We start from the raw sequence: 15,547 nt of genomic DNA, 5'->3' as shown, positions 1-15,547 counted from the left end.
CGGGAGCACTGATCGCCGCCCGGCCTGCGGACCGGACGGCGATCAGGTCGAAGTCATCCAGTGATCAGGGCACTTGACGATCGAGTGGCTCATCTCGCAGCCGCTGTTGGCGTCATTGGCCCAGGTGGACTGCATCGCGAAGCTGCCCGTGGCGAACTTGACGTTGGCGGAGGCGCCGGTGCCGGTGTTCACCCAGGCGCACTTGTCGCCGGTCTCCTGGCCGTCGCTGGAGGTCCAACCACCGGCCGGGTTCTGGTCGGTGATGGTCTCGGCGTACTCGTGGCCCTCGACGATGGTGACGCCGTCCAGGTTGCCCTCCGTACCGGCGTTGACGAAGTTCTGGCCACAGCTCGCGCCCGCGTCGGTGACGTAGATGGCTGACGGTTCGCCGTCAATATGCCGATCACATTTCCCTCACGCTGAGCGGCGATCGCTCACGCTCGGCAACCACGATCCGGCCGACGGGACGGCCTGCCTGAGCCGTGGGCGCGTCGGCGGCTGCCAAGCTGGGTAGGGCGAGAGTCGAGCAGCAGCCCCCGGAGCCGACGGAACGGAGCCATGGCCACCACGTCCACCTTCCCACCCATGAACGCGCCCGCGATTCCGACGGCCCCCGGCGCCCTTCCCGTGCTCGGGCACGCCCTGCAACTCCTGCGCGACCCGCTGGGGTTCGTCCGCGGTCTGCCGCAGCACGGCGAACTGGTCCGGGTGCGGCTGGGCACGCACCCCGTGGTCGTGGTGTGCGATCCGGAGCTCACCCGGCGACTGCTGCTGGACGACCGGTCCTTCGACAAGGTGGGCCCGATCTACCAGCGCTCCCAGGACGTGGTGGGCGACGGGCTGGCCGGCTGCCCGCACAGCCGCCACCGGCGCCAACGGCGGCTCTGCCAGCCGTCCTTCCATCCGCACCGGATCCCGGAGTACGCACCGCACTTCACGGCCGCGGCCGACCAGCGCATCGGCGCCTGGCAGGACGGCCAGCTCATCGACGTCAGCCGCGAGTTGATGACGATGACGATGCGCAGCTCGGTCTCGGCCATGTTCGCCGCCGAACTACCCACCCAGGTCGAGCAGTTGCTGCTGACCGATCTCACCACGCTGCTGGGCGGCTCGTTCCGGCAGATCGTGAGCCCCGCCCTGCTCAACCAGCTGCCGACGCGGGCCAATCAGCGCTACCAGCTGGCAACCGAGCGGTTCGGCAGAACACTTCGGGAGATCATCGGCCACCGCCGCACCGATCGCACCGGTCCGGCCGATCTGCTCTCCAGCCTGCTGGGCGCCGTGGACCCCGAGGACCCGGACGGCCAGCCCGTGCTGACGGACCATGAGATCAGCGACCAGCTGCGGACGTTCTTCGTCGCCGGGACGGAGACCACTGCCGCGACGCTGGGCTGGGCGCTCCACCTGCTCTCCCGCCACCCGCGGGTGCAGTCCGCACTGCAGGCCGAGGCCGATGCCGTGCCGGCCGGTTCACCGCCCACCGCTGCCGATCTCCCGGCGCTGCGGACCACCGCGAACGTGATCACCGAGACGCTGCGGCTCTACCCGCCGGCCTGGATGCTCACCCGGGAGACCACCCAGCCGGTGGAGCTCGGCGGACACGCCTTCCCGACGGCCACCCAGGTCGCCTGGAGCCCGTACCTGCTCCACCACCGCCCGGACTTCTACCCCGAGCCCGAACGCTTCGACCCGGATCGCTGGTCGGAGCGCAAGCCCGACCGCACCACGTTCCTCCCGTTCGGCAGCGGCCCGCGCAAGTGCATCGGCGACCAGTTCGCACTGACCCAGGCCACCTTGGCGCTCGCCATGCTCGCCGCCCGCTGGCAGTTCACCCCGGTGGCCGGTCCCCCGGTGAAGCCGGTCGCCAAGAGCACCCTGACGCCGCGGGGGCTGCGGCTGCGGGTCACCCGGCGCTGAAGTCCTGACGACCGGAGGCCTCTTGGAAGAGCCGTTCGGCCGCCGCGACGGCCTGCGCCAGCACCTCCGGGGCGGGCGTCAGCGAGCACAGCACCTCGTCGAGCCCGCGCAGCCCGGCGCGTTGCAGCAGCCGCTTCTCGTTGGTCGTCCACTCGCCCCGCGCGGCCAGGATCCCGTGCGCGGTCTGCGCCGCCGCCACGGCCAACGCGCCGGCCAGCTCGGTGACCTGGCCGCCCTTCGGATAGGCTGCCTTGGCGTACCCCAGGGTCAGCGCGGCCCGGCCGTGCCACTCCTCGGCGGCGGCGCGACGCAGCGCCTGCGGGTAGTCGGGGCGCGGCAGGCTGCCGTGCAGCACCTGGTTGACGGCCAGTTCGGCGAGCAGCAGATAGCTGGGGATGCCCGCGAGGTGGAACAGCAGCGGCTCGATCTCGAAGCGGCCTCTCTGACTGTCCATCAGGATCCGTTCCACCACGTCGAGATCGCGGTAGTGCACGTCCACCCGCCGACCGTCCACGGTGAGCCAGGCGCCGCCGTTGAAGACGCCGCCGCCCCAGCCGCCGAGTTCACAGACCTCGCCGGGCCAGCCCAGGGCGCGCAGGTCGGCGGGGTCGAACGGGCCGCGGTAGTAGACGGCCACGTCCCAGTCGCTGGCCGGGGTGTGGGTGCCCTGGGCCCGGGAGCCGCCGAGGGCGACCGCCTGGACGGTGGGCAGGGCGGCCAGCCGCTCGGTGAGGTGCGCAAGGAACTCGTCGTCGGTCATGCGTCTCCTGTTGCCGTGCAGGTGGATGCGGATGCGGATGCGGGGGTGCCGAACCGGGCCAGGTAGTGCCACACCTTCTTCAGCGCCTGCGGGTCGTGGCGCCCGGTGCGGGCGGCGTCACCGATGATGCGCGGGTCCAGCATGCCGTCCTGGGCGATCTCCTCCGCCAGCGCCACGTACTCCGGTCCCCGGAAGTCCGGGTACCGGCGCAGCTGCGCCGCGGCGATCCGCCAACCGGAATGCCACTGCACCGGGCAGGGCAGCCGGCGGGCGGCCGCCTCGACCTCGGTGCCGCGGTAACTCGGGTCCAGCACCAGCGCGGTGACATCGCGGTCGAACCGGACCGGGCCGTGCACCTGGGCCTCTATGTAGTCGTCCAGCGCATCCCGCCGGTCGGCCGCGGCCAGCTCGATCAAGCCCATCCGGTCCGCGACCCCGAAGTCGGTGGGTTCGGTGAAGCTGTCCGGGTAGCAGAAGGTGGTGCGCTCCAGGGCCTCGGCCGTCAGCCGGAAGTGCGCGGAGCCGAATCGCGGGGCGGCGCCGAACGGCCGGCGGCGGAAGTTCAGCGCGCCGTAGACGGGGCGGTGCTGCGGCCCGGTCGCGTCGTAGGCCTCGCCGAAGATCCGGCTCTCCCAGCGCCAGCGGTCGCCGCCGGGAAAGGCGCTCAGCCCGCCGTTGCTGGTACCGGTGCTGAACTGCGAGCGGTAGACGCCGTCCGCCGCCATCCGGGCCAGGATCGGCTCGCCGTCGACCAGCCGGTCGGGGTGGAAGTTGAGCGTCAGCGGCAGCCGACGGTCCAGCGGGGGCCCGCCGGCGAGCCCGGCGACATGCCGCAGCGCACGCTCGGCGGGCTTCGCTCCCGGCGTCGGGTCAGCAGTCATGGCTGGCATTGTGCCTGACCTCGATCATCAGTCGCCATCCGATTGTCGGCTACGTCCGGCCCGCTATCTGATGATCATTCAGCCCGGGCATCCGGGTGCCAATTCCATGCAGCGGCACTGAGCGAGCCGGCGCGCGGGAAGGAGCCGGAGCATGCCCCTCGCACCCAGTGAGCCGCTCACGGCGGCAACGGTGAAGCAGTGGCTGCGACAGCCAGTGGTCGATCAGGCCATCCGGGCAACCGCCGCGGCCACCATCGCCTACATCGTGGCAGTGCACCTGAGCAGCCAGCGCGCCCCGCTGACCGCACCGCTCACCGCGCTGCTGGTGGTGCAGGTGACCGTCTACTCCACGCTGACCACCAGCATCCGCCGGATCGCCTCGGTGGTCGTCGGGGTGCTGATCGCGGTCCTGTTCAGTGCGGTGGTCGGGCTGTCCTGGTGGAGCCTGGCGCTGATCATCGTGGCCTCGCTGATGATCGGCCACCTGGTGCGGGTCGACGAGTTCGTCAGCGAGGTGGCGATCAGCGCGATGCTGATCCTCGGCGTCACCCAAGTGGGGACCCAGGCCTGGGACCGGGTGCTGGAGACCCTGATCGGCGCGGTGGTCGGGCTGCTCTTCAACCTGGTGCTCGCGCCGCCGGTCTGGGTGGACACCGCCGGCGAGTCCATCGAGGACCTGGCCCGCCGGGCCCGCCACCTGCTGCTGGAGATCGCCGAGGAGCTCGGCCGCCCGACCCCGGTGGCGCGCGCCGCCGCCCGGCTGCACGAGGCCCGCGAACTCGACCAGGCGATCGCCGACGTCGACGCGGCCCTGCGCCAGGCCGAGGACAGCCTGCGGTTCAACCCCCGGATCCGCGAGGGCCTGCTCTCCCGCCTCGTGCTGCGCACCGGCCTGGACACCCTGGAGATCTGCGTCGTGGTGATCCGGGTGCTGGCCCGCTCGCTCACCGACCTCGCCAAGCGGCGCGGCGAGGACGAACAACTGCTGGCCCCGGAACTGGCCCTCGGCATGGAGGAACTGCTCGCCCACCTGGGCGGCGCGCTGGTCAGCTTCGCCGTCATGGTGACCGACCAGGTGGGCCGCAGCGCCCAGGAGGCCGAGGACCGCCTCACCTCCGACCTCGCGGCCGCCTGGACCATCCGCGACCACCTCGCCCAGCAGATGCTCCGCCGCATCCAGGAACACCCCCTGGCCTGGCAGCTCCACGGCGCCCTCCTCGCCGAGGCCGACCGCATCCTGGACGAACTCGATCTGGAACACCGCTCCCGCCGGCTGATGGAGGAACTCGACCGCGCCGCCGTCGCCAACGGCACCCGCCTGGAACGCCTCGGCTTCGCGGGCCGACTGGCAGAACGGGCAGCCCGAGCGGTGCGCGGCCGGGAGTGACAGCCGGCGGGGTGAGGACAGGGCGAGCGGGCGCCGTCAACGGGACATGCGAGAGCAGCCGGAGCCGCCCTCGCAGGCCGTCAGGGGTCGTACAGCCCGGTCGATCAGCCGCAGTGGAAGGCCTGGCTCTGCCAGAGGGCGGAGATGTTGGCGGTGTTCTCGGTTTCCGCGACGACGCCGATGCAGTGGCCGGCGGCCGACACGCGGACCGGACCGGCGTAGTAGCTGTAGTCCTTCCAGTCGTCGTTCTCGTCGATGGCGGTGCAGGCGCCGCCGCCGACGGTCTGCGAGCACTCGATGAGGGTGATGCCGGTGTAGGTCGACACGCCGTAGAGGCTTCCGGCCTTCACGTTGACCGCGCAGTTCTCGCCGGTCGAGGCATCCCAGTACAGGTGCACGTAGCTGAACGCCGTGCCGGTCGCCGGGAGCGCGTACGGCGAGCCGCTGACCTCGTTGCCCGAGCAACCCCATCCGCTGGCCGAGGCGTTGGTCGCCGAGGCCAGGGTGACGCCGCCGGCCATGGTGACGGCCGCCAGCACCGGTGCGATCCGGCGAACAAGTCCGCGCACGGGATTCCCCTTTCCTTCAAGCGGCTTCGGGGGGAGCCGGTTGACGACATGGCTGTGCCGCGTCACCGCATGGTTGGGGTTTTCGTCCAACGAAGGCGCGTTCACGACGAGTTGGGCAGGCCCATGATGGCATTCCCGCAGGTCACCGGGAAGGCGCCGGATCCTGGCGAGACGCCCGGCGATACATGCGCACATTCACGGCACTTGCGCGCCGACATGCATCAACTCGGAGGAATGCCTCACCCCTCAGCCGACCAGGCGCCGGTGCCAGTCCAGCGGTGTGACGGTGATGGCGCGGCCCGGGTCGTGGTTCCACTCAGTGGGGAGGCCGACCGCCTCCAGGGCTGCGACGACCTCGTGGCCGATGGCCGCGGTGGTCTCCGCAGCGCCGTCGAACCCGCCGTAGAGGAGCGTCAGTCCGTGGCCGGCCGCAGCGGAGTCCGTGCACTGGGTGTGGAAGTAGACGAAGCCGCGGGCATCGGGCCCGCCCTCGGCGCCGATCTCGGACTGGCCGCAGCTCCGGCAGCAGGTGAAGTTCTCGCGGGCGGTGATGCCGGCCTCGTCCAGCGCGGTGAAGGCGCGGGTGAGCCGCTCGGGGTCGGTGACGCCCTGCCAACCGGCCTGCTCCGCAACGCGTTCCAGCCACAGCCGGTCGACCAGGGCCGTCGCCTGCTCGCGCGAGACGGGTCGGCGGTCCGCGGTGACCAGGTACTCCTCGGCGAGCTCGGTCAGGTCGGCGCGGGAGGCATAGCCGCCGACGAGCACCACGCGGACCCGCTGCTCCAACTCTCGCCGCTCGGCCTCGTCGAGATCGAGCGGCGGGATCTCCTTGCTCGGCCCCAAATCAAGCCGCGCCCAGGCCAGTTCGGCCTCCCAGCCGGCCACCTGGCGAGCCCAGCCGGTGAGCGCCGCGATCACGGTCTCCGGGGTCTGGGCCATCGCCTGGAAGTGCCGGTCGGCAGCGCCGTCGCGGTACTCCAGCGTGTAGTCACCGCCCGCCTCGTGCCAGACCTGAGCGAAGACGTCGGGCAGGTCGGGCACCCGCTGGATCACCAGGAACCGGTCCCCGGCATCACCGATCCGCCGGACCAGCCCGGCCAGTTCCTCGGCGGACACGCGGACGTGCCGCTCCCAGTTCTCCGTCTGCACCACGATTTCGAGCATGGGCAGACTCTTGCACACGCCGATGACAGCAGCAGTTCAGCCCGCGTCCGTCCCCGGCGATGGCTGCCGCCGCGCCACCCGGCGTGCGCGCCCTGCCGGTGCGCGGCGGGCCGCTGGAGCTGCGGCGCCTGCTGCTGGCCCGGCTTCCGCAGCCGCCGAGCGAGCCCGTCGTCCGCCTCGCGGCCGCGCTGCGGGCCGCGGCCCTCGGGGGCGACGCCGTTCCGGAGCCGTGACCCCGGGGCCCTGACGGTGTCGTGGATCCGGCAACCCGGTCGACAGGGGAGATCGATTGACGGATAGTCACGTCATGGTTGATCCGTTCTCATCGCCGTTCCCGGCGTCCTACCGGTGTCGGGCGGCGACCGTGGCCGATGCCCGCGCGATCCACGACCTGGTGGCCGCCTGCGAACGCGAGCTGCTCGGCGCGCCCGAGACCGAACCCGACCGGACGGTGGCCGATCTCACCCTGCCCGGCATCGACTTGGCCGACGACACCTTGTTGATACTCAACTCGCTTGAGCAGCTTGCTGGTTGGGTTTGGGTGCACGGTGGTCGACGCAGCACGGTCGACGTCCACCCCGACCATCGGGGGAAGGGGCTGGGCGGCGTACTGCTCGGCTGGGCCGAGGCGCGGGCCCGGCGGGCGGGCAGTGAGCGGCTCAGCCAGACCATCTCGAACGAGGATCGGGCGGCGGTGGAGCTGCTGCGGTCCCGTGGGTACGAGCCGTTCGTCACCCAGTGGCTGCTGGAGATCGCGCTGGCCGCCGAGCCGACGGTGCCCGCGCCGCCGCCCGGAATCACCGTGCGCTGGTTCCGCCCCGGTGACGAGCGGGCCGCCTACCAGCTCACCGAGGACGCCTTCGACGAGTGGCAGAAGCGGCGCAAGTCGTACCAGGAGTGGGCCCGGCGCACCGTCGAGCGCGACACCTTCGCACCGGCCCTCTCACCGGTCGCGTTCGCGGGCGATCAGATGGTCGGCGCGGTGCTGTCGTTGAGCGTCCCGGGCAGCGATGAGGGCTATGTCGAGCGGGTCGCGGTCCGCAAGGACCACCGCAACCAGGGGATCGCCCGCTTGCTGCTGCGGGAGTCGTTCCGCGCCTTCCACCGCCAGGGCCACCGGACCTGCACCTTGTGGACGCATTCGGAGACCGGCGCGCTGTCGCTGTACCAGCGGGTGGGCATGACGATCCGTCGCAGCTCCGCGGTCTACGGCAAGGCACTCGGCACCGACCAGGGAGTGCTGTGAAAGCGCTGGTCACGGCAGCGCGCGGACAGCGGCCGACTCAACCGGGGTGGGTGCGGTAGCGACTCGTCCACCGGTAGCGGGCGGACCGGGGCGGCGCCCACGCGACCGTCACCCGGTCACCGGCCGGCCTCCCCCGCCCGCACCGAGGAACTCGGTCACGAGCCGACGGGCGTACGCCGCGCCGAGCCCGGCCGGACGGAAGAGGATGCGGTACATCAAGGGGGCGACGAGGCGGTCCATGGTCGTCTCGACGTCAGGAGCGTGCTCCCCGCGGTCGCCCGCGCGGGCGAGGATGACGTCGATCTGTTCGGCCGCGTAGGCCGAGCACTGGCCGGCGTTGCCGCCGTCCGGGTCACCGAGCAGAGCGTCGCGGATGTACGCGCGGCCCGAGGAAGACGCCATCTCGTCGAGGAACTGCTCGGCCCAGGCCGTCAGGTCGGACCGCAGATCACCGTGATCCTCTGGCGACGTGTCGGGCCGCAGGTGCTCCACCGCGACATCCGACAGCAGCTCCTGCAGGTCGCCCCAGCGACGGTAGATCGTCGAGGGGGTCACTCCTGCGCGTTCGGCGACCAGCGGCACCGTCAGCGCGTCACGGCCCACCTCCGACAGGAGTTCGCGCACGGCGGCGTGCACCGATGCCTGGACCCGGGCACTGCGCCCGCCTGGGCGCACCATCTGCTTGCGACTCATGACACCAGCTTAAAGCACAATCCTTGCGTTTAAGGGTCGCGTGGGCCGGCCCGGTTGCTTCCGGCCCGGCCCACGCACCACTCTCAGGCCGCACCACTCTCAGGCCACACCACTTTCAGGCCACCGGCGCGAGCGCTCGGGCGGGCCGGGTCTGCTCGTAGGCGTGACCGATCCGCAGCAGGGTGCGTTCACCGAGGGGTCGGCCGAGCAGCTGCATGCCGATCGGCAGGCCCGCCGTGTCGTGGCCGACCGGGACGGACAGCGCGGGCACCCCGGTGATGTTGGCGGGGGCGGAAAGGCGCACGTAGGCGTCGGAGACGCTCTCGACCGTGCCGCCGGGCCAAGTGGTCGTCTCCTGGCCGGCCTTCACCGCGGTCATCGGGACCGTCGGGGCGGCGATCACGTCGACCTCCTCCAGGATGCGGGCCCACCCCTGCTGCATCATCGTCCGGGAGCGCTGGGCGCGCAGGTAGTCCCCGGCGGGCATCAGCTCGCCGGCCTCCAGGAGGATGCGGACGTCCGCCTGGTACAGCTCGGGGACCGTGCGCAGGCTGTCCTGGTGGTAGGTCGGCTTGAGGCCGACGACCCCGTTGAGCGCGGCGGGCACGCGGATCGGCTCCAAAAGCTAACGGTTTGCTTTAGTCCGACTGTAGGCTCTACGATCACTTAAAGCAAATGCGTTGCATTTGTGAGTCAAGAGCCCTCCCCTTGTCCGGCGCACTCGCACACTGCTCCGAAGGAAACGACCGACCATGCAGACTTCCCCCGCCACCCCCATCCCCTCCTGGACCGTGGGCGACGTCACCGTCCACCGCGTCGACGAGATCCTCCTGCCGCCCGCGACCGGACCGTGGCTGCTGCCCGACGCCACCCCCGAGGTGGTGACCGGCCAGCACTGGTTGCACCCCCACTTCGCCGACCACGAAGGCATCCTGCACCTCGCCAGTCACAGCTTCGCGTTCGCCGTGGACGGGCTGCGCGTCGTCGTCGACACCGGCATCGGCAACGGCAAGGAGCGGGCCAACCCGGCCTGGCACAACCTGCGGACCGACTTCCTGGAACGTCTCACGGCCGCCGGGTTCCCCCCGGACTCCGTCGACCTGGTGATCCTCACCCACCTGCACGCCGACCACGTCGGGTGGAACACCCGTGACGTCAACGGCGAATGGGTTCCCACCTTCCCCGACGCCCGCTACCTCACCTCCCGCACCGAGCGGGAGTTCTGGGCCACGTACGACATGGAGGAGGCACGCAAGCAGATGTTCCGCGACTCCGTGATCCCGGTCGAGCAGGCGGGGCTGCTGGACATGATCGACGTTCCGGCCGAGGGCATCGAGATCGCCCGAGGCCTGCGCCTGCTCTCCACCCCCGGCCACACCCCCGGCCACATCGCCGTCGAACTGACCAGCCGGGGTGAGACGGCACTGATCACCGGCGACTGCATCCACCACCCGGTCCAGCTCGCCCACCCCGCCATCGGCGCCTGCGTCGACATCGACCCGCGACAGTCCGAGGACACACGTCGAGAACTGCTCGACTCCCTCGCCGGCACCGACACCCTCCTCCTCGGCACCCACTTCGCGCCGCCCACCGCCGGCCGCGTGACCGCGCACGGGGATGCCTACCGGCTGCAACCCGTCCCCGCAGCCTGACCGGCGGGCTGAAACGGACCCTGCGCGGGACGGGAACCGAGACGATCAACCGTTCGTCACCACTGCATGACGTCCGCACTCGTTCTGGGAATCGACCCCCATGCCGTGCCCGGTATGGACGGGGACACCATCCGCGCGGCCCTGGACCAGGAGCTCGCGCGCTTCGCCGACCACGGCATCGACGCCGCCGTGACGCTGATCGCCCTGGACGAGTCGGCCGAGCCCGCCATGGTCGCGGCCCTGTCCGCCCGCGCCTGGGACGTCGTCGTCATCGGGGGCGGCATCCGCAAGCCCGAGCCGCTGCTCCCGCTCTTCGAGCAGGTCGTCAACCTGGTGCGACAGCACGCCCCCAAGGCCGCGATCGCGTTCAACACCAGTGGCGGAGACAGCGTCGAAGCGGCCCGGCGCCGACTGTGAGCCCCGCGTCCCCTGCCACGATCCACCGAACGCGGCCACCTCACCCCGACGCCGCCAGCAGTGTCTCCCCCGCCGCCGTGCGGGCGTACAGCACCCAGCGCCCCGCGCGGTGCGCGCTCACCAACCCGGCGGCGCGCAGGGCGGTGAGGTACTGGGAGACGGCGGCGGCGGACAGGCCGGTGCGGTGGGCGAGTTCGGTGGTGCTGGCGGGGGTGTCCAGCTCGATCAGCAGACGGGTGCGGGAGCGGCCGAGCACGGCGGCCAGGGCGGCGCCGTCCGCGGTCGGCCGGGGCTCCCACAGGGTGCCGGATCCCCGGGTGGGGTAGGCGAGTTGCGGCGGGTCGGGCGGCGCCACCCGGCTGCGCACCCGGTCCCCGCCGAAGGCCACCGGAACCAGGACCAGGCCCGGGCCGGTCCGCCGGCGGGCCAGGGACTGCTTCCGGCCGCGCAGCCGCAGCCGGGCGCCGTCCCAACTCAGCGACTCGTGCAGGTCGTCGAGGACCTGCCCGGCACCGCGCTCGGCGACCTGCCGGGCCCGGTGGAAGAGGTCGGCGTCCAGCACGGCGCGGATCCGGGCCCAGTAGGGCGCCAGCGCCAGCTGCCAGTACGCCTCGATCTCGGCGGCCAGCCGGTCGAGCCGAGCCGGCGGGTCCGCGTGCAGGGCGCGCAGTCGCGGCCCCAACGGGCCCTGATGGCGCGCCAGGTGGTCCAGATCGCGGCGCACCCGGTCGGCCGGGGTCACGGTGAGCACGGCCAACTCCTCGGCCAGTGTGGGGGCCGGGCCGCTCGGCGCCGGATTGAGGAAGTCGGGGGCGTACCCGGGGTGCGCGAACAGCTCGGCCAGCCAGCCGCCGTCCAGCCCGGCGGCCGTCACCCGCGCCCCGACCTGCTCGGCCCAGCGCCGGTGCACCCGATGCGCGGCGGCCGATCGCAGCAGCCGGTAGCTGGCCACCACCTCCCAGAGCGGCGAGACGGCGAACCGCAGCAGGGCCAGGTCGTCCGCCGAGAAGTCCAGTTCAGCCGGCACGCCACCACCTTGGATTCACGGATGTCCGAATCGGTTCCGTCGCACCCTAGCGCGCGGTGATCATTCCGGCATGACTTCGGAACCGGCTACCGCAGAAGCGGTTACCCCAGCAACCGCTACCGCAGAAACGGCGACCCCGGAAGCGGCTACCACCTCCGGCAGTTGGACCCTCGGCGACCTGCGGGTGCGCCGGATCGGCTTCGGCACCATGCGCCTCCCGCAGCACGGCGCGGCCTTCGCACCCGGCAGCCCGCCGCGCGACCGCGACCAGGCGATCCGGGTGCTGCGCCGGGCCGTTGACCTCGGCGTCAACCACCTGGACACCGCCGCCTTCTACTTCTCCGCGCTGCGCAGCGCCAATGAGCTGATCAACCGGGCGCTGGCCCCCTACCCCGACGACCTGGTGATCACCACCAAGGTGGGCCCGGGCCGCGGCCCGGCGGGCGACTGGCTGCCGCACGCCCGCCCGGAGCAGTTGCGCGGCCAGGTGGAGGAGAACCTGCGCCAACTCGGCCGCGACCACCTGGACGTGGTGAACCTGCGGGTGCTGGGCACCGACTCGGTCGCCGAACGCTTCGGCGTGCTGGCCGAGTTGCGCGAGGCCGGGCTGATCCGGCAGCTGGGCCTGTCCAATGTGACGGCCGACCAGCTCGCCGAGGCCCGGGCAGTCGCACCGGTGGTGTGCGTGCAGAACCTCTACGGCATCGGGGACGCCACCGGTGAGCGGCAGGCGCTGCTGCGCGGCTGCGGCGAGCAGGGCATCGCCTACGTGCCGTTCTACTCGATCGCCGGTCCCGGCCGGGATGCCGGCGCGCGCGGCACCGAGCTGCCGGAGGTGCTGGCGGTGGCACGGGCCCACGGGGTGACGGCGGCCCAGGTGCGGATCGCCTGGACGCTCCACCAGGGCCCGCACGTGCTGGCCATCCCGGGCACCGGCGACCTGGCGCACCTGGCCGAGAACGTCGCCGCGGGCGCGCTGCGGCTCACCGAGGCGGAGCTGGCCGGGCTGAACGCACTGGGCTGACCCTCGGGGTGCCGCTGCTTCTCCTCCGGTCCGCCCTGCCACTCCCCCGGTCCGCCCTGCTACTCCTCCGGTTCGCCCTGCTGCTCGCGGCGCCACCAGACCGCTACCACCACCGCGAGGCCCAGGCCCGAGCCGAGCCCGGTCTGGTAGAGCTCGGTGGGCCGGCCGACGTCGCCGAGCGGGGCGAGGTCGCCGAGCCGCAGGTAGACCCAGACGCCCACGGCGGCCACCAGCAGCACGCCGCCGACGGCCTGCACCAGCCCCGCCGGCCCCGGTTCCGGCCGCAGGGCCGGGCGCAGTGCCGCCAGCAGCAGCACCGCCATGAAGAAGCCCAGCCCTATCAGCAGGACCGCCATGATTCCCCTCCCGGAAGGTCGCATCGCCATCGTGGCGACTCCACCCTACCGGCCGCACACGAACACCTGACGCACCGCCAGCTGCCGCGGCCCGCTCAGTCCAGCTCGACCTCGAAGTCCCAGGTGGCGAGCGGCTTGCCGGCGGTGTTCCAGCTGAGCGTGGCGTGCCCGGCGGCGAAGGTGCCGGACAGGTGCAGGGTGGCGTCGTGCCCGGAGGTGGCGGTGACCGCGGCGGCGTCGGCGGTGAGCGCGATCGGCTTGCCGAGTTCGTCGGTGGCGGTCAGGTCGGCCGGGTCCAGCGAGCGGCTGCCGTCGGCGACCTTGAGCACCACGGTGACGGTGCCCTTGGACTGCTCCGGCGGCTTGCCGCCCGCCGCGGGGCCGGTGACCGCCAAGTCGGGCCCGGTGGCGGTGATCTGGCCCTGCTGGCTGCCCAGGTCGAGGTGGACGGGGTCGCCGATGGCGACCAGCTGGGCGTGCCCGGGGGCGGCGGTGACCGGCGCCGCCGAGGCGGGGGCGCTCGGGATGGGCACCGCGCCGAGGTTCTGCGGCGTGTTCTGGCCGCCGCAGGACGCCGTCAGCCCGGCAAGGACCAGCAGCAGCGCGGCCGCCCGGCCGCGGCCGAAGCCGCGCCCGTGGTGGGCGCGGCTCCGGCTGGTGGTGCTCGGACTCACTTGCCGGCTCCCGGCTTCAGGCTGTCGGTCGCCGCGTTCGGCCCGGTGAAGTCGGGCTGGACGTCGGCCGACTGCTTGTTCGCCGCCGTCGCGGTGGCCGAGTAGACGCCGTTGCTGCCCATCGCGGCGGGCTGCATGGCCTTGCCGCTCGGGTTGTTGTAGACGTCCGGGCCGAACGGGCGCAGGCCCGGCATGCCGGCGTAGCCGAGGTGGCCGTGGCCGTCGGTGCCGCCGTGCTCGATCTTGAACAGGTCCTCCATGCTGCGCAGCCAGGAGTAGTGGTTGTACGGCTGGTCGCTGATGGTGCCCGGCTTGATGTAGCGCGAGATCAGCAGCGAACCGGTGATGCCGCCACCGGGGGTGGTGTCCTGGCCGAAGGCCTGGTCACCGGGCTGGGTGACGTTGGGGCCGGGCAGCTCGTTGCAGCAGGCCACGACCGACTGGGCGGTGTCGGTCGGGGTGTTGAGGCTCGGGTCGGAGTTGCCCTGGTAGTCGGCGGTGGAGTTGCCGTACATCTTGTAGGGCGGGAAGGCCTCGTCGAAGGTGATGTCGATCAGGCCGCCGTCCTGGAAGGCCGGCGAGGCCATGATCTCGGGGATCACCTTCTGCAGGAACAGGTCCGAGGCGTACAGGCCGCCCTGGTGGTTGTTCGGGTCCCCGGAGAGGTTGTCGCCCTTGCAGGTGGAGTCGTGCGCGTCCGAGCAGTTGTCGGGCGTGATCCAGGAGAAGGCCGGGGTGGTCTTCTCGCTCTTCAGGTCGTCGGCCAGGCTGCTGATCGCGTCGTGGCCCGGCTGCGCGGCGCGGCCGTTCAGCGGGACGACGTTGGCGCAGTCGTTGGGGTGGTCGATGATCGAGTGGAACCACGCGGTCGGGTTGTGCTTGGGCACGTACTGGTCCTGGGCGGTGGCGCCGCCCGGGTCCACCACGCCGGCGCCGGACGGGTCGCCCGGGATGCCGCAGTGGTACGGGTCCTCACGGCCGTCGGTGTTGCCCATGTCCTGCATGTAGGCCTTCCAGCTGAGGTGCTTGGCATCCAGCTGGTTGAAGAGCGTGCCCACCGAGTCGGGGTAGACGCAGCCCGAGTTGGCGTGCACCTGGCCGTCGGCCGCGGGGGTGCCCGGGGCCACGTTGGTGTACTGCGGGCAGTCGTTCTGGGTGGCGGGGGCGGGCGCCTGGCCGCTGACCGCGCTGATGTAGTTGTCCAGGCTGTAGTGGCCGGTGCCGTAGTACTGGCGGAGCAGCTCGCCGTACTGCGGCAGCGTCTTCCACAGGTAGCTGTTCTGGTTGAGACCGGTGAACGAAGCCTCGTAGGACTTGTTCTCCAGCATGATGGTCCACACGTGCTTGATCTTCGGTGTGTGGAAGTCGTGCGAGTTCGCCGCTGCCGGGCCGGCGGTGCTGCCGACCACTGCGGCCGCCGCCAGCGCGGCGGCCAGGCCCGCCGCGACCGACCGCGGGCGCACCCCGGTGCCGTTCCGGCGGAGCCGGCTGGTTCCCCAAATCGTCATGACACATGATGTTGGCGCGCGATCTACCCGCGTTGAACCCAAGTATTCGTAAACTTGAGTGAACGTCCGGTGAAACACACCCCAACTCGCACACCCGACCGACCACCGGAGCCGACCGTCCATCAGCACGAGTCGGCCCAAGGATAGGCCCGATTCGACAGCGTTGCCCCCAACCCGGCCGTAGACGTCACGCTCAACGGTGACCCGGCCGACTTTCCACCCCCATCGACCCGGCAAGTGCGTACCGTTGCGGAGCATGACGGACAGTGAGA

At 71.9% G+C, this 15,547-nt stretch carries 16 protein-coding genes and 2 pseudogenes; 7 read left to right on the top strand and 11 right to left on the bottom strand.

Translation table 11 applies throughout. From position 1 onward, the window contains the following. Nucleotides 1–42 precede the first annotated feature (42 nt). A complete protein-coding gene (locus tag E6W39_RS40085; protein ID WP_181799640.1) occupies nt 43–192 on the bottom strand; it encodes a hypothetical protein in 150 nt (49 codons plus the stop codon). 366 nt (nt 193–558) lie between these two features. Here E6W39_RS40085 and E6W39_RS37790 point away from each other — a divergent pair, with 366 nt between their 5' ends. Beyond that, entirely contained in the window at nt 559–1,917 is a 1,359-nt protein-coding gene (locus E6W39_RS37790) for a cytochrome P450 (protein ID WP_141637305.1), read from the top strand. Here E6W39_RS37790 and E6W39_RS37785 read toward each other — a convergent pair. Next, complete coding sequence (locus E6W39_RS37785; RefSeq protein ID WP_141637304.1) at nt 1,904–2,677, bottom strand: nucleotidyltransferase domain-containing protein; 774 nt, start codon at nt 2,675–2,677, stop codon at nt 1,904–1,906. The two genes, E6W39_RS37790 and E6W39_RS37785, sit on opposite strands and share 14 nt — an antisense overlap. Continuing rightward, the gene (locus E6W39_RS37780) at nt 2,674–3,558 is read right to left on the bottom strand and encodes a DUF3626 domain-containing protein (RefSeq protein ID WP_141637303.1); all 885 of its coding nucleotides are present in this window, start codon (nt 3,556–3,558) and stop codon (nt 2,674–2,676) included. The genes E6W39_RS37785 and E6W39_RS37780 overlap by 4 nt, the downstream gene beginning before the upstream one ends. Nucleotides 3,559–3,709: 151 nt before the next feature. On the opposite strand from E6W39_RS37780, the gene E6W39_RS37775 reads away from it, so the two are divergent. Next, complete coding sequence (locus tag E6W39_RS37775) at nt 3,710–4,945, top strand: aromatic acid exporter family protein (RefSeq protein ID WP_141637302.1); 1,236 nt, start codon at nt 3,710–3,712, stop codon at nt 4,943–4,945. A 104-nt stretch (nt 4,946–5,049) separates the two neighbouring features. On the opposite strand, the gene E6W39_RS37770 is transcribed toward E6W39_RS37775, so the two are convergent. Next, a complete protein-coding gene (locus E6W39_RS37770) occupies nt 5,050–5,514 on the bottom strand; it encodes a hypothetical protein (protein WP_141637301.1) in 465 nt (154 codons plus the stop codon). 246 nt (nt 5,515–5,760) lie between these two features. Beyond that, nucleotides 5,761–6,678, bottom strand: a complete 918-nt coding sequence (locus E6W39_RS37765) for a DUF6891 domain-containing protein (RefSeq protein ID WP_141637300.1) — start codon at nt 6,676–6,678, stop codon at nt 5,761–5,763. Between the two features lie 56 nt (nt 6,679–6,734). Between E6W39_RS37765 and E6W39_RS37760 the strand changes: the two are divergent. Next, nucleotides 6,735–6,911, top strand: a pseudogene (locus E6W39_RS37760) (LysR family transcriptional regulator); the annotation flags it as partial. A 74-nt stretch (nt 6,912–6,985) separates the two neighbouring features. Next, entirely contained in the window at nt 6,986–7,924 is a 939-nt protein-coding gene (locus E6W39_RS37755; RefSeq protein WP_141637299.1) for a GNAT family N-acetyltransferase, read from the top strand. Nucleotides 7,925–8,032: 108 nt separating this feature from the next. Here E6W39_RS37755 and E6W39_RS37750 read toward each other — a convergent pair whose 3' ends face one another. Next, nucleotides 8,033–8,617 carry a TetR/AcrR family transcriptional regulator gene (locus E6W39_RS37750; protein ID WP_141637298.1) on the bottom strand — a complete coding sequence of 195 codons (585 nt, stop codon included), beginning with the start codon at nt 8,615–8,617 and terminating at the stop codon, nt 8,033–8,035. Nucleotides 8,618–8,732: 115 nt separating this feature from the next. Further along, nucleotides 8,733–9,182 (bottom strand): annotated as a pseudogene (locus tag E6W39_RS37745) (amidase family protein); the annotation flags it as partial. A gap of 187 nt (nt 9,183–9,369) precedes the next feature. On the opposite strand from E6W39_RS37745, the gene E6W39_RS37740 reads away from it, so the two are divergent. Together E6W39_RS37740 and E6W39_RS37735 are read left to right on the top strand one after the other, a co-directional pair. Beyond that, on the top strand, nt 9,370–10,269 hold the full coding sequence (locus tag E6W39_RS37740; protein WP_141637296.1) for an MBL fold metallo-hydrolase: 900 nt from the start codon (nt 9,370–9,372) through the stop codon (nt 10,267–10,269). Nucleotides 10,270–10,335: 66 nt separating this feature from the next. Beyond that, on the top strand, nt 10,336–10,686 hold the full coding sequence (locus E6W39_RS37735; RefSeq protein WP_141637295.1) for a hypothetical protein: 351 nt from the start codon (nt 10,336–10,338) through the stop codon (nt 10,684–10,686). 40 nt (nt 10,687–10,726) lie between these two features. On the opposite strand, the gene E6W39_RS37730 is transcribed toward E6W39_RS37735, so the two are convergent. Continuing rightward, on the bottom strand, nt 10,727–11,713 hold the full coding sequence (locus E6W39_RS37730) for an ArsR/SmtB family transcription factor (RefSeq protein WP_181799639.1): 987 nt from the start codon (nt 11,711–11,713) through the stop codon (nt 10,727–10,729). 70 nt (nt 11,714–11,783) lie between these two features. On the opposite strand from E6W39_RS37730, the gene E6W39_RS37725 reads away from it, so the two are divergent. Beyond that, nucleotides 11,784–12,737: an aldo/keto reductase gene (locus E6W39_RS37725; RefSeq protein ID WP_141637294.1), complete on the top strand. Its 954-nt coding sequence runs from the start codon at nt 11,784–11,786 to the stop codon at nt 12,735–12,737. A 59-nt stretch (nt 12,738–12,796) separates the two neighbouring features. On the opposite strand, the gene E6W39_RS37720 is transcribed toward E6W39_RS37725, so the two are convergent. The 3 genes from E6W39_RS37720 to E6W39_RS37710 all read right to left on the bottom strand — a co-directional run bounded on the left by E6W39_RS37720 (nt 12,797) and on the right by E6W39_RS37710 (nt 15,275). Then, nucleotides 12,797–13,093, bottom strand: a complete 297-nt coding sequence (locus tag E6W39_RS37720) for a hypothetical protein (protein ID WP_141637293.1) — start codon at nt 13,091–13,093, stop codon at nt 12,797–12,799. A gap of 95 nt (nt 13,094–13,188) precedes the next feature. After that, the gene (locus E6W39_RS37715; protein WP_141637292.1) at nt 13,189–13,767 is read right to left on the bottom strand and encodes a hypothetical protein; all 579 of its coding nucleotides are present in this window, start codon (nt 13,765–13,767) and stop codon (nt 13,189–13,191) included. Beyond that, a complete protein-coding gene (locus tag E6W39_RS37710) occupies nt 13,764–15,275 on the bottom strand; it encodes an alkaline phosphatase family protein (protein WP_181799638.1) in 1,512 nt (503 codons plus the stop codon). Before E6W39_RS37710 ends, E6W39_RS37715 begins: the two co-directional genes overlap by 4 nt. Nucleotides 15,276–15,547 lie beyond the last annotated feature (272 nt).

Origin of the sequence: Kitasatospora acidiphila (assembly GCF_006636205.1) — a bacterium.
Taxonomy (GTDB): domain Bacteria; phylum Actinomycetota; class Actinomycetes; order Streptomycetales; family Streptomycetaceae; genus Kitasatospora; species Kitasatospora acidiphila.
Note: the sequence above shows the minus strand (reverse complement) of the source record. Positions and strands in the feature narration are given on the sequence as shown.